The 11818-nt window shown below is 39.1% G+C and carries 13 protein-coding genes; 5 read left to right on the top strand and 8 right to left on the bottom strand.

Annotated elements, in window-relative coordinates; translation table 11 throughout:
• Nucleotides 1-5: 5 nt before the first annotated feature.
• On the bottom strand, nucleotides 6-437 hold the full coding sequence (locus tag ACGLYD_RS04170; RefSeq protein WP_231885788.1) for a YkvA family protein: 432 nt from the start codon (nucleotides 435-437) through the stop codon (nucleotides 6-8).
• A 312-nt stretch (nucleotides 438-749) separates the two neighbouring features.
• Here ACGLYD_RS04170 and ACGLYD_RS04165 point away from each other — a divergent pair, with 312 nt between their 5' ends.
• Nucleotides 750-1361 carry a DUF3298 and DUF4163 domain-containing protein gene (locus ACGLYD_RS04165; protein WP_067207378.1) on the top strand — a complete coding sequence of 204 codons (612 nt, stop codon included), beginning with the start codon at nucleotides 750-752 and terminating at the stop codon, nucleotides 1359-1361.
• A 74-nt stretch (nucleotides 1362-1435) separates the two neighbouring features.
• On the opposite strand, the gene ACGLYD_RS04160 is transcribed toward ACGLYD_RS04165, so the two are convergent.
• Nucleotides 1436-1999 carry a hypothetical protein gene (locus ACGLYD_RS04160; RefSeq protein WP_067207375.1) on the bottom strand — a complete coding sequence of 188 codons (564 nt, stop codon included), beginning with the start codon at nucleotides 1997-1999 and terminating at the stop codon, nucleotides 1436-1438.
• Between the two features lie 950 nt (nucleotides 2000-2949).
• On the opposite strand from ACGLYD_RS04160, the gene ACGLYD_RS04155 reads away from it, so the two are divergent.
• Complete coding sequence (locus tag ACGLYD_RS04155) at nucleotides 2950-3657, top strand: metallophosphoesterase family protein (RefSeq protein ID WP_399631540.1); 708 nt, start codon at nucleotides 2950-2952, stop codon at nucleotides 3655-3657.
• Nucleotides 3658-3693: 36 nt separating this feature from the next.
• Entirely contained in the window at nucleotides 3694-4119 is a 426-nt protein-coding gene (locus ACGLYD_RS04150) for a dual specificity protein phosphatase family protein (RefSeq protein WP_399631537.1), read from the top strand.
• A 72-nt stretch (nucleotides 4120-4191) separates the two neighbouring features.
• Here ACGLYD_RS04150 and ACGLYD_RS04145 read toward each other — a convergent pair whose 3' ends face one another.
• The 6 genes from ACGLYD_RS04145 to ACGLYD_RS04120 all read right to left on the bottom strand — a co-directional run bounded on the left by ACGLYD_RS04145 (nucleotide 4192) and on the right by ACGLYD_RS04120 (nucleotide 10623).
• Nucleotides 4192-5793 carry a BCCT family transporter gene (locus ACGLYD_RS04145; RefSeq protein WP_399631534.1) on the bottom strand — a complete coding sequence of 534 codons (1602 nt, stop codon included), beginning with the start codon at nucleotides 5791-5793 and terminating at the stop codon, nucleotides 4192-4194.
• Between the two features lie 150 nt (nucleotides 5794-5943).
• Nucleotides 5944-7128, bottom strand: a complete 1185-nt coding sequence (locus tag ACGLYD_RS04140) for an MFS transporter (protein ID WP_399633104.1) — start codon at nucleotides 7126-7128, stop codon at nucleotides 5944-5946.
• Nucleotides 7121-7531, bottom strand: coding sequence for a MarR family winged helix-turn-helix transcriptional regulator (locus ACGLYD_RS04135; RefSeq protein WP_067207359.1), 411 nt, complete (start codon nucleotides 7529-7531; stop codon nucleotides 7121-7123). The genes ACGLYD_RS04140 and ACGLYD_RS04135 overlap by 8 nt, the downstream gene beginning before the upstream one ends.
• A gap of 118 nt (nucleotides 7532-7649) precedes the next feature.
• Nucleotides 7650-8825 carry an MFS transporter gene (locus ACGLYD_RS04130; protein ID WP_067207357.1) on the bottom strand — a complete coding sequence of 392 codons (1176 nt, stop codon included), beginning with the start codon at nucleotides 8823-8825 and terminating at the stop codon, nucleotides 7650-7652.
• A 97-nt stretch (nucleotides 8826-8922) separates the two neighbouring features.
• On the bottom strand, nucleotides 8923-9393 hold the full coding sequence (locus tag ACGLYD_RS04125) for a DinB family protein (RefSeq protein ID WP_399631530.1): 471 nt from the start codon (nucleotides 9391-9393) through the stop codon (nucleotides 8923-8925).
• Between the two features lie 9 nt (nucleotides 9394-9402).
• Nucleotides 9403-10623 (bottom strand): MFS transporter, encoded by a 1221-nt coding sequence (locus ACGLYD_RS04120; protein WP_067207351.1) that lies wholly within the window; start codon nucleotides 10621-10623, stop codon nucleotides 9403-9405.
• A 164-nt stretch (nucleotides 10624-10787) separates the two neighbouring features.
• On the opposite strand from ACGLYD_RS04120, the gene ACGLYD_RS04115 reads away from it, so the two are divergent.
• A complete protein-coding gene (locus ACGLYD_RS04115; protein WP_067207350.1) occupies nucleotides 10788-11357 on the top strand; it encodes a nitroreductase in 570 nt (189 codons plus the stop codon).
• A 118-nt stretch (nucleotides 11358-11475) separates the two neighbouring features.
• A complete protein-coding gene (locus tag ACGLYD_RS04110) occupies nucleotides 11476-11808 on the top strand; it encodes a helix-turn-helix domain-containing protein (protein WP_342537862.1) in 333 nt (110 codons plus the stop codon).
• Nucleotides 11809-11818 lie beyond the last annotated feature (10 nt).

Below are 11818 nucleotides of genomic sequence, written 5' to 3'. Positions count from 1 at the left end.
TTCCATTATAATAATCGTTTGTCTATTTCTTCATCATTGAATTTAAAACCAAGTAGTGTATTCATTTTCACTTTTGCTTTATTTTTTATATCTTCATCAATATAAGAAATCACTTTAAATACGGCTGCGGCTATGACCCCGGCATCATCCACCAGTCCGACTACTGGTATGAAATCTGGAATGAGATCGATCGGGAAAATCAGATAGCTGAGTGCACCGACAATAATCATCTTTGTCGATTTGGGAACCTCAGGACTTTTTGCAACGTAGAAAAGAAGCAAGCTATAATAGACTGTTGTCTTCCCCGCCAGTTTCCCGTATTTCATCATTTTTCCCCAAAACTTTTCGTCTGAATAATGGTTTTCTGTTTCCGGCATACTGGACTCCGGATCAAAGTTCTTCAATTTATTTTCGTACTCTTTTTGTTTTTTCATCATATTGAAACCTCCTCAATCGCTGCTCATTACATTAATTCTACACGGAACGACGCTATGTGTCATTCTATAGCTCCAGGATCCCACCCGTAGTTTCTATATAAGTTGGATATATGAATAAACAGCGAAGGCGACTTTCAAGGGACCTTCTATCGCCACAGCGGATTCAATAAACTTCATTATTTCAATATATGTATGGTACAACTTCCGAATTAAAAAAGGCTTTGTTTTATTCTTACAAGCCATTATTTCGACTTTCCTAACTCAATTGAACATATGATGTACTACTCTATTGAGAAGGGAAGGACGTATCCAGTGGATTTACCAGTATCAATTGCAACAAAAAGACTGCCCCACGCCTCAAAGGATGTTAAAGTATATTACCCTGTTGTTACCCAATTACCAAATCCCAATGCGCAAAGTACTATTAACCATGCCATCATAACCACTCTGAACAAAATACTAGTCGAACAAAGTTTTTACGAGAAAGACCTCGTGGAATTACTTGCCAACTTCGAGTTAAAGAACAATCAACGCGGTATCCTTAGTTTGAATCTCATCGTCTATTCGTTTACAGGCGGTGCACACGGGATGACTATCGTTAAATCACTGACCTTTGATACAAAAACCGGTAAACAATACGAGTTGAAGGATTTATTCAAAAAGGGTAGCAACTACGAGAAAAAACTGTCGGATATCATAAATCAGCGGATCAAAGACTGGAATATTGAGTTGCTTGAACCATTCAAAGGAATCCGTAGTGACCAGGATTTCTATATCGCTGACACTTCTCTCGTTATTTATTTCCAGCTTTATGAAATCACGCCATACTATTGGGGCTTCCCCTACTTCCCGATTCCAATTCTAGATCTAGCCGATATAATAAAACCCGATGGTCCACTTGACCGGATGATGGCATTCACTTAATAAATCCATAAGAAAACCAAAAATAAAGCCAATTGCCGAAACTTTGATTCTGTTTCGGCAATTGGTTTTATTTCTTATTTATTTCTCTTAACCCGGTACCACCCAAAAATCGCAATCAATCCAGCTATAAAAACAACTCCACCACCAATTAAGACGGTTGATTTCCCATTATCAACAGATTTCACATCTTGTGTTGGAACTTGGCCTTGGCCTAAAATAGCAATATCTTCAGCAGCATTTCCAAGCTCTGTCGTTGGATCGCAAATTATACTCGTAAGCGATTCATCCCCGTACATATCAGATAGCCTAGCATATACCAAATATTCTTCGCCAACGACAAATGCTATGCCGCAATCTCCATCACTACTCCCTGTCGCAATAGCAACTTCCGTTTCATTAATTCCCTTCCATGTTTCTTTCACATTAAATAGGACCGTTTTCCCACGCCTGCCTAACAGCCCGTTATTGTCCTTTATTCCGATAACTTCTCCGCTGAAAACTGCTTGCGAACGTGAATATCCTTTATCTACTGAAGGCTTCATTACACATGAGCAAGCAGCCACAGGTACAGGTTTCAAAAAAAGTGTAAGTAGTAGGACTAAACATAGTAACGGAAACAAACCAAATTTCTTTTTCATAAAAACCCTCCTCGTATTCTTATTAGTCCGTTTTGCTGGTGGCAAAGTTACAACTTATCTAATCAGGTCAAAAACCAACCCCAATACATTCCACCCCCGATACCCCTCTCATATATTAGCTATAGAGTTTTACTTTTTAATCAAATCAAATAGAAAATCATTTTTTGTTCCCCTTCATTAACCGAGAAATAAGTATTTACTCATTGTTCTCGGATGAATAAACTCTAGAACTAATGATATATATGATTATTATTACTATTTATAGCAACTACAAAATATTTCCCCGGAAATAAAGTTCTTCTTCAAACCATTCAGCCAAAATCACTAAATACATAAAAACATTTACTTTAAAATAAAATCAGAACACAAGAATCTTTATTATTAATAATGTCGCATTTACATTACCGTATAATCAATTTAAGTATGCATATGCGTTGAGTAACCCAAGATATCCAATAATGACTAATTAATTTTATGATTAAACCACAGATGCCTTATGTACAGATGCTTTTAAATCGCTTTGGTTCGACCGACTACTGCACCGTTATAGGGAATTCTTGTTGCGTAGGGTAGTCGACCGTCCGTCGCTCCTAAAAGTGACAGTTACACTAAGCTCTAAACCATTTGGGAAGGAGTGAATAACCACTTTCCTCTCCATAAAGGAGCAATTTTGTCTGCCCCTTCTTTATAGCATTTCCTTTTCTGATGTAAGCCAGTTACACTTTCTATATAGCGTCACACTGTTACTAAAGCGGTGGAGCGGACGGAAGTTTCCAAATCATTTCCAGCTACAATTAACCCGTGGTAAAGGTGTTGCTATTATTTCGGCCAAAAAGAGCCGGAAATGTACAAGTCTACTGTAGACTCTTGTTCCTTATGTAAGAATATGGTTAATCAACAAAATTGATAGATTTGAGTAATATAAAGCATTTCCGAAAGGATGAAGAAGAATGAAACGTACACTTGTAATGAGTGATATTCATGGCGAATTAGAAATGTTTGAACGTTTATTATCCGATGTGGAGTACGATTCTAATCACGATCAACTCATTCTGTTAGGTGATTATGTAGACCGTGGGCCAAACTCGAGAAAGGTACTTGATAAGGTTATCGAGCTGAAATCAGAAGGAGCCCTTGTCCTAAAAGGAAATCATGAAGACTTGATGATCAAAGCCTTGACGACAAACGAGGAACGAGCTTGGAAACATTGGATTAATCGATGTGGCGGTAGCAAAACCTTAGAAAGTTACGGTCTCAACGAAAGTGAGTTTATGATGCCAGATGCAGAGGTATTTGTTAAACCTGTATTGAATTCCAAAATATTGGACAAACACCTTGAATTCATTCAAAATCTGGATCACATTATCGAACGTGACGATTATGTTTTCGTCCATGCAGGCGTTCACCCTACACAACCAATTGCTGAAACAGATCCCTATATATTGCTGTGGATCCGCGAAGAGTTCCACACAGGTTATGATGGAGACAGGACAGTCGTCTTCGGTCATACGCCAACTAAAATTTTTCATGAGGATGCGGAAAATCATACTATTTACTTCGGAGATAACCGGATTATTGGTATCGATGGTGGAGCTGTCTACGGCGGGCAATTAAATTGCTTAGAATTACCGAAACGAAAAGTTCATTACGTTAAATGATATACTGTTTACAAATACATACTAAGGAGATCCTCCATGACAATCAAAAAGTATGAAGAACTAGTCTCAAATCGAATTTTCATAGGTGGCGTAGATGCAATTGATGATCTTCTTGCGCATGAAAAAATTGATATTATCTTTGATTTACGTGCAGAAGTAAAAGTTCCACTTTCAAGTAATAAAAGTGTACATCAGCCTATTGTTGACGATGCCGAGCACCAAGACGTGTCCATTCAGGCTGCTGTAAAAGAAATAACTGATGCATATAAGGCTGGAAAAAATGTGTATTTTCACTGTAATACGGGTCGGGGTAGAGCAGGAACCATTGCCACTGCTACATTATTGGAATTGGGGCTAGCGGATTCCGTGGATGAAGCCGAACAGAAAGCGAAAGAAATCAAACCGGCTATTAATATTAAGCCCCAATTTAAAGATGCACTCAAAAGAATTTACGAGAAGTAATTAGATGATAAAAATCACAAAAAATGCCTGACCCTAAAATATGATATGGCAGGCATTTTTTGTGATTTTAATTCACTTCTTCTGCTGATTCCTTCTTTTGGATGAAGGCATAATTGATTTTTCCTTCTCAGCTTTCTTCTTCACTGCACGTTCAATCCTCTCAAAACTTCTTATGTCGGCCGGTCTGACCGTAATTGGTTCTTTCTTCAACAATTTGCCCATTCCGATTACAAGTAAAAGGAGAATAACCGTGAACGGCAATGCAGCAATAAGTGAAGCAGATTGCAATGCATCCAAACCGCCGGCATATAACAGCACTGCCGCTATCGCTGACATTAGGATTCCCCAAACCATTTTCACAATCAAAGGCGGCATCAAACTCCCCTTCGTTGTCATACTCGCCAGGATGTACGTTGCCGAATCCGCAGATGTCACCAAGAATGTAAAAATCAATAAGATTGCCAAAGCGGACATGAGTCCAGTGAATGGCATATGTCTAAACGTCTCGAAAATTGCAGAAGTGACATCAGCGTTAACAGCTTCCGCTATCTTTGTACCGTTGTTCAAATCACTATAAAGTGCTGTCCCTCCCAATGTTGCAATCCACATGCATGCAAACACCGGCGGAATGACCATTACCCCGATGATGAATTCTCGAATCGTTCTACCTTTGGATACACGTGCAACGAACGCCCCAACAAAAGGCGACCATGCGATTGTCCACGCCCAATAGAATATCGTCCAATCCCGGACCCATGTCCCACCTTGATAAGGCTGTAAACGCAAACTGTATTGAATGAAATTCGTTATGTAATCACCGATTGCCAGTGTAAAGGTTTCAAGGATGAATACCTTTGGACCCACGATGAAAAAGAACACAAGCATCGCTATTGCCATTCCTAAGTTAAAGTTCCCTAAATAACGGATTCCTTTATTCAACCCTGAAGCTGCCGACAGCATGTAGCAAATAAAAACGATAATTATAATAATTAACTGTATGCTGAATGTACTTTTAATGTTAAATACAGATTCCAGACCACCAGCCATCTGCAAAATACCGAGCCCAAGCGAAGTGGCAATCCCCATGACTGTAGCAATGACTGCAAAAGAATCAATACCTATCTTCAACTTTTTATTCGATCCTAGCAACGGCTCCAAAGCTGTGGAAATGAGACCATCTTTTTTCTTTCGAAATTGTAAAAACCCGATAACCAAGCCAACAATACCGAAGATAGCCCATTGAGAAATACCCCAGTGGAAAAATGAGTAACCCATTGCAACCCGTGCCGCTTGTTCTGAATGCGGTTCTATGCCTCCAATCGGTGAAGTGAAATAGTGGCTCATCGGTTCCGCTACACCCCAAAAAACGAGCCCTACTCCGAAACCAGCCGAAAATAACATCCCAATCCATGTGAAAAACGGATAATCCGGCCGTTCTTCATCGCCGCCAATCCTGATTGCTCCATACTTACTGATCGCCAGACCAGCTAAAAATATCACTATGATGAAAACAACCAGCAAGTAGAACCAGCCAAAATTCACTGTTGTAAAGTCGTATAATTTATCTGCTATATTTCCAAATTTTTCCGGTAATACCGCCCCCGCAACTACAAGAAAAAAGATAACTGTTGCTGAAATTGAGAATACCGGATTTCTCCAAAACTTCCTATCCAAAGAAAACCGACCCCTATTAAATTAGTTAATAACTATATACCCTAAACTACTTCCAATTAAATCGCAAATGAACACTTAAATTTTTTAAAAAGTAATAAGTGCCCTTCCCTTGTTTATCACGATTTGCAGCAAACAAAAAAACATGAATCCCTATGTTAAGGATTCATGTTTCTTTTTCCGCTGGATAACCATATAAAGGATAAGGACAGCAAACGCAAGTGCACCCGACACCAAGTAAACGGATTCATATCCGAAATGGAGAGCAATTAGCCCAAGTACAAATGACCCTATCGCAAGGCCCGAATCAAAAAACGTGAAGAATGTAGCGGTCGCATATCCACTTCTCTCATGTTTTGTTGATTGTACTGCAAGTGTCTGGAAGCTCGGAACAAGTGCACCATAACCAAATCCAACAAATGCTCCCGCAATTAAAAAGGATATTGCAGAATCCATGTTTGCCAAAAGGACAAGACCGATGGCAAAAAATATAAACCCGGGTATTATTACATATTGGGGCCCCTTTTCATCGAAGAGCCTACCAGTAAACGGGCGAGTTAATAGCATAACTGCCGCAAACACAAGGAAGAAGGAACTCGCCAATGCTAGGAGTCCTTTTTCCTGTGCATAAATGGATAGGTACGATAAGACACTCGCATAAGACAATGCTATCAAACTTCCAAGGAATGCCACTGGCACTGCCCGTTTTTCAAACAGGTCGCCAAATGACAATTTGCTTTTCACATCATTTTTCACTGGAATAACGCCGGCTGGTGCAGATAGAGATGTTAACACGCCGACAATCATTAATATACTCAGCACGACAAACAATACATCGAATGAATAGGATTGAATGACAGCCAGCGCAATTAATGGACCGAGAACAACAGCTAAATTTGTCGACATCGAAAAATAGCCCAGGCCTGCTCCTCTTCGCGTGATCGGCACAATATCTGCCGCAATTGAAAGTGTCGCCGTCGTAATAATACTAAACCAGATCCCCTGTACAAAACGCAACACTAAAAGTCCCGCAAACGGTTGGATAAAATAATAAAGGACTGTACATATCAAATAGAGGGCAAGACCAATCCATAACATTTTTCGTTTTCCTGCAATATCTAAAATTTTCCCTGTAAACGGTCTGACAACAATTGCGGAAAGTAAAAATACTGTCATCAGTAATCCCGCCTCTTCATCTGTTCGGTTCAACACCCCGATTGCATAAAGCGGTAGAGTAGTTACAAGGCCATAAAATACGATAAATACAGATATATTAGTAAAAAACAAACTGACGAATGGTTTTGTCCAAATAGGTTCTTTTTTTTCCAAATTACTCACTTCTTTCATTGTCGAGCTTTTTCAATAATCCTCTTAGTATTACCTGTTCTTCATTTGACAAACCTTTTAAAAATTCATTTTCAAAATGAATAATCGAGGCCTCAATCATAGGAAACTTGGCTACTGCTTCTTCCGAAAGGCGGACTACCTTTTCCCTACGATCCTTCCCTACGTATGTCTTCAGCCATCCTAATTCCTCCAATCGACTCACAGTTCGTGTTATCGTTGGAGCTTCCACATTCAAATACTTCCATATATTTGTTAATATCATTTCCTCATGTTGATGAACACAGTAAAGCACTGTCCATTGTGATGCGAACAGATCATATTCTTTAAGCACTAGATTTAATTCTTTACTTAATAATCGTGTCTTTTGAAATACTTCATGGAATAATGGATTCATATCTTCAACTCCTTTATTTACTTAGGTAACTATTATATTATACTTCGGAATTCGAAACTTGTAAAGAAACAGAACTCAATAAAACAGGCAATCCCTCCTATGGGGATTGCCTGTTTTATCACATTGAGATGTTTCGTGGACCTTTCCATTTCATAGAGACAAATATTGTAATTACAAGAACGATTAGTCCCAAAATAAATGGATACAAAATATGCACGTCAAACAGAAGCCCAGCAAGAAGTGGTCCAAGGACGTTTCCAATGCTCATATATGCATTGTTCATTCCCATCGCAAATCCTTGCTCATTCCCCGCCAACTTAGATATGAGTGTCGTCAGTACAGGCCTCAGTATAGAAGTCGAGAGGAAAATAATCATTGTAACACCGAAAAACATAATATAACTCGGCACAAAGATGGACAGCAAAAATCCAAGTGCCGCAAGAGCAAGGAAAATGTTCAACACGACTGCTTCACCAAATTTGCGAACAATCCAATCAACAGCAAATAGTTGAATGATTACACTGATGATACCTGTTGAAGTTACTAATACAGCAATATCTTTCGGAGTGGCTCCGAACACATTATCTACAAAAAGGCCGAGAACTGATTCATATGCCATTAACCCAAAGCTCATGACAAGCGTGATAACTAAAGGGATAAAGTACGGTTTGTTAAATGACTGTGCAATTTCTTTTACCATTGGCTCAGGTTTTTCATTAGGCACTTCGATTTTCGTATCCATGCTTTCTTCCAACATGAATGCTGAAAAAGCAACGGCTGCGAGTCCTACTATCGCAGATATAAGCAGTGGCATTTTCAAACCAAAATCAGCTAAAAATCCTCCGATTCCAGGACCAATAACAATCCCAAGTGACATCGAAGCAGAAATGAAACTGTTACCTTTGGCACGCTGATCCATTGTTGTGATATCTGCCACGTAAGCAAAAATCGCTGGGATTAATAACGCTGCTCCAACGCCGCCAATAACACGGGATAGATATAACACACCTATCGAATCTGAAAAGTAAAAAACGAACATGGACAGGGCCAAACCGCTAAGTCCTGAAATAATCATTATTCTACGTCCATAGCGATCCGTCCATTTCCCTGCAATTGGTGACATTACAAGCTGTGCTCCCGCAAATATGGCAATCATCAAGCCCGCTGCCGTTCCACCTTGGCCAATTGACAAAAGATAGGCCGGTAATATAGGTATTATAATTCCGAAACTTCCTACTGCAATAAACATATTAATCATTAATATTAGCATTTTCTTTCTTTGGTCTTTGGACAATTTTTACAACCTACTTTCAAATTTAAGCCGACTCCATATTATAATATGGATTGAATGTAAAAGCCAACTCAAAAAACTATTTATTTTCACCATACAATTATTCAAATAGCTGAGCATTTAAGTCCAAACCATAACAATGAACAAGTATTGAATGCAATTGCCCTCTATGATGGTATAGGTGGGCTGTTGTTTCTACTAGCCACTCATACCGGGAGTAGGTCCCCCCCCAATATGAAGTTATTTCCATGTGCAACTCTTCTTCATTAAACTCCATAAATCTCTCTTGTAAAAAAGTATAATTACTCAATAATGCCTCTTTAATTTCCTCTTTTGAAATCAATGAAACTGTTGAATAAAATGTAGCCATTTCTTCTTGGTTTGCACCATCAGCAATATAAAAATCCGCTCTACATATTGTGGCAATATGCTCTAATAACTCACCAACGGAATGTTTTGCAGCTGTTGGTCTTTGTTGTAAGTCATGCTCTTCTAAGCAATCTACTAGTTCAACAAGGGAATCAATCGCAACCCTTATTTGATGCAACGCATATCTACAATAATTGTTCATTTTGTCCCCTTAATCCGCAGTTTCTGCTGTTAATTTTTGATCGCGCGGTAGCGCCAACCCTACAAGTCCAATAATAGGGAGGAATGAAACAATGATCATCGTAGGATGAATACCAATACTATCCATCATTATTCCGATGATAACCGAACCAATTGCTCCCATACCAAATGCCAGTCCAACAGTCAGCCCTGCCATCGTTCCAATTTTGCTTGGTACTAGCTCTTGTGCATAAACAACTGTCACCGAAAAGCTTAGCATAATGAAAAAACCAATTAACATCAGTAACACTGCCACAGCCCATAATGGAACATATGGAAGTATTAAGCATAACGGTATCGGCACTGCGAGCGAAAGTACAATGACATTTTTTCTTCCAAGCTTGTCTGCCATCGGTCCGCCAAAAAATGTGCCGACTGCCCCAAGTGCCAAAAACAGGAATATATAGAGTAATCCTTCTTTATCTGATACCTCATATTTATCCATCAAATGAAATATGAAAAAGCTTGTAATATTCGTAACGTAAAATGAACGGGCGAAGATGATGACAAGAAGTAAACCAAGTGCTATCCCTATTTTCTTTTTCGTTAAGTTACCAATCGATGAGAGAAGGACTTTCTTACGATTGTTTAACTTCTCCTGTTCCAACTGCTTTTTATACCAGGCAGATATTTTCATCAATATAAAAATACCAAGTGCTGCAACAAGCAAAAATAACGCTGCCGATTTTTGACCATACGGAACTAATATGAACGCACCAATTAACGGTGCAAGTGCCTGTCCCGAGTTTCCCCCCACTTGGTAGATGGATTGGGAAAGTCCACGCTTCGATCCTGCAGCCATAAAAGAGACTCGTGATCCTTCAGGGTGAAAAACGGCGGAACCAAATCCAAGTAACATGACGGAAACGATTAATAACCAGTAAGTTGGAGCAAAAGCGAGCCCTCCTATTCCAATAAGCGAAAACATCATTCCGAATGGAAGCGCATAAGGTTTTGGCTTCCGGTCACTTATATACCCGATGACCGGTTGTAAGACTGATGCCACCATATTCAAAGCAAAAAAAATGAATCCAAGTTGGGTAAAGCTAAACCCCCTCTCTTTTACAAGAACAGGAAACATTGCTGGAATCACAGCTTGAAGCGTATCGTTTAACAAATGGCAAGCACCAATTGCAAACATTATTGGATAAACAGGATTTCCTAATGCAGATGATTCTTTTACTGTGGTCATTTGATTCTCACACTCTTTCCCTGACAGTAGTAACTTAATAGACCAAGTATATCGCATTTTCCGAACACTTGAATGTTTAATATAGCGAAAACAATGTTTTTATCTACTCATGTCGATATACTTATTAAGTAGCTATTTAGTATGGATAGAAAGAGGCGATCTTTTTGAATATACACGACGCGATTAAGACACGGAGAACTATTCCGCTAGTCAGTGATCAAGCTGTACCAGCAAATCTTATTGAACAAATTATTGAGGCGGGAACTTATGCGCCGAATCATCATAAAACCGAACCTTGGCGTTTCTATGTACTTCAAGGCGATGGCAGAATGAAATTAGGTAAAGTGCTTCGTGAGATAACGATTTCTCAACAGGAAGATCCTCTTTCGGAAAGTAGTATCGTAAAAATTGAACGAAGTGAACGGAATCCGCTGCGTGCACCTGTCATCATCGCGGTCGGAGTGGAGCCAAGTGAAAAAGAAAATGTTATTTTGAAAGAAGAGTATGCCACTGTCAGTACCAGTGTCCAAAATATGCTATTAACCGCACATGCACTCGGTCTTGGTGCAATCTGGCGAACAGGTGCAATTTGTTACCATCCAAAAGTAAGTGATTTTTTCGGACTATCTACTAAAGGTGAGATTGTTGCATTTATCTACCTAGGATATCCTGAAATTGAACCGAAACCGTTTAAAAGGACCGATTTTAAAGAGTTCACAACTTGGATTAATTAACTAAAACACGCTCATCAAATTTACTTTGATGAGCGTGTTTTAGTTAATATAATTTTTATACTTGATATACTTAGTATACCTGCATATAATAAAGTTATCGAAAGAAGAGGTGATACTTATGAAGGTTTGTCCTTATTTGGAATCGTGCTTTGAAATATTAGGCAGGCGTTGGAATGGTCTCATCGTCCATTACTTATCGAATTGCCCAAACTTTACGGCACACTTTTCTGATATGAAACGTGATTTGAATGATATTACCCCACGGTCCTTATCATTAAAGCTAACTGAACTCGCCAATTATGGCTTGGTTGTGAAAGTAGTAACAGAAGGCACCCCCGTCACCATTTCATATCATCTGTCAGACAAAGGACAGCAGTTAGCAATTGCCCTCCAACCTGTTCATAAGTGGGCACAAGATAATATCGATTTGGAACAGACAATTACAAAATAAAGAAATGAGG

The organism is Sporosarcina sp. SG10008, assembly GCF_044569405.1.
In the GTDB taxonomy this organism is placed as follows: Bacteria; Bacillota; Bacilli; order Bacillales_A; family Planococcaceae; genus Sporosarcina; species Sporosarcina psychrophila.
The sequence above is the reverse complement of the archived record's forward strand: the minus strand, read 5'-3'. Positions and strand labels throughout refer to the sequence as shown.

Coding starts and splice junctions, on each gene's coding strand:
- ACGLYD_RS04170 (WP_231885788.1), bottom strand. CDS start 437: ATGATGAAAAAACAAAAAGAGTACGAAAATAAATTGAAGAACTTTGAT.
- ACGLYD_RS04160 (WP_067207375.1), bottom strand. CDS start 1,999: ATGAAAAAGAAATTTGGTTTGTTTCCGTTACTATGTTTAGTCCTACTA.
- ACGLYD_RS04155 (WP_399631540.1), top strand. CDS start 2,950: ATGAAACGTACACTTGTAATGAGTGATATTCATGGCGAATTAGAAATG.
- ACGLYD_RS04150 (WP_399631537.1), top strand. CDS start 3,694: ATGACAATCAAAAAGTATGAAGAACTAGTCTCAAATCGAATTTTCATA.
- ACGLYD_RS04135 (WP_067207359.1), bottom strand. CDS start 7,531: ATGAATCCATTATTCCATGAAGTATTTCAAAAGACACGATTATTAAGT.
- ACGLYD_RS04125 (WP_399631530.1), bottom strand. CDS start 9,393: ATGAACAATTATTGTAGATATGCGTTGCATCAAATAAGGGTTGCGATT.
- ACGLYD_RS04120 (WP_067207351.1), bottom strand. CDS start 10,623: ATGACCACAGTAAAAGAATCATCTGCATTAGGAAATCCTGTTTATCCA.
- ACGLYD_RS04110 (WP_342537862.1), top strand. CDS start 11,476: ATGAAGGTTTGTCCTTATTTGGAATCGTGCTTTGAAATATTAGGCAGG.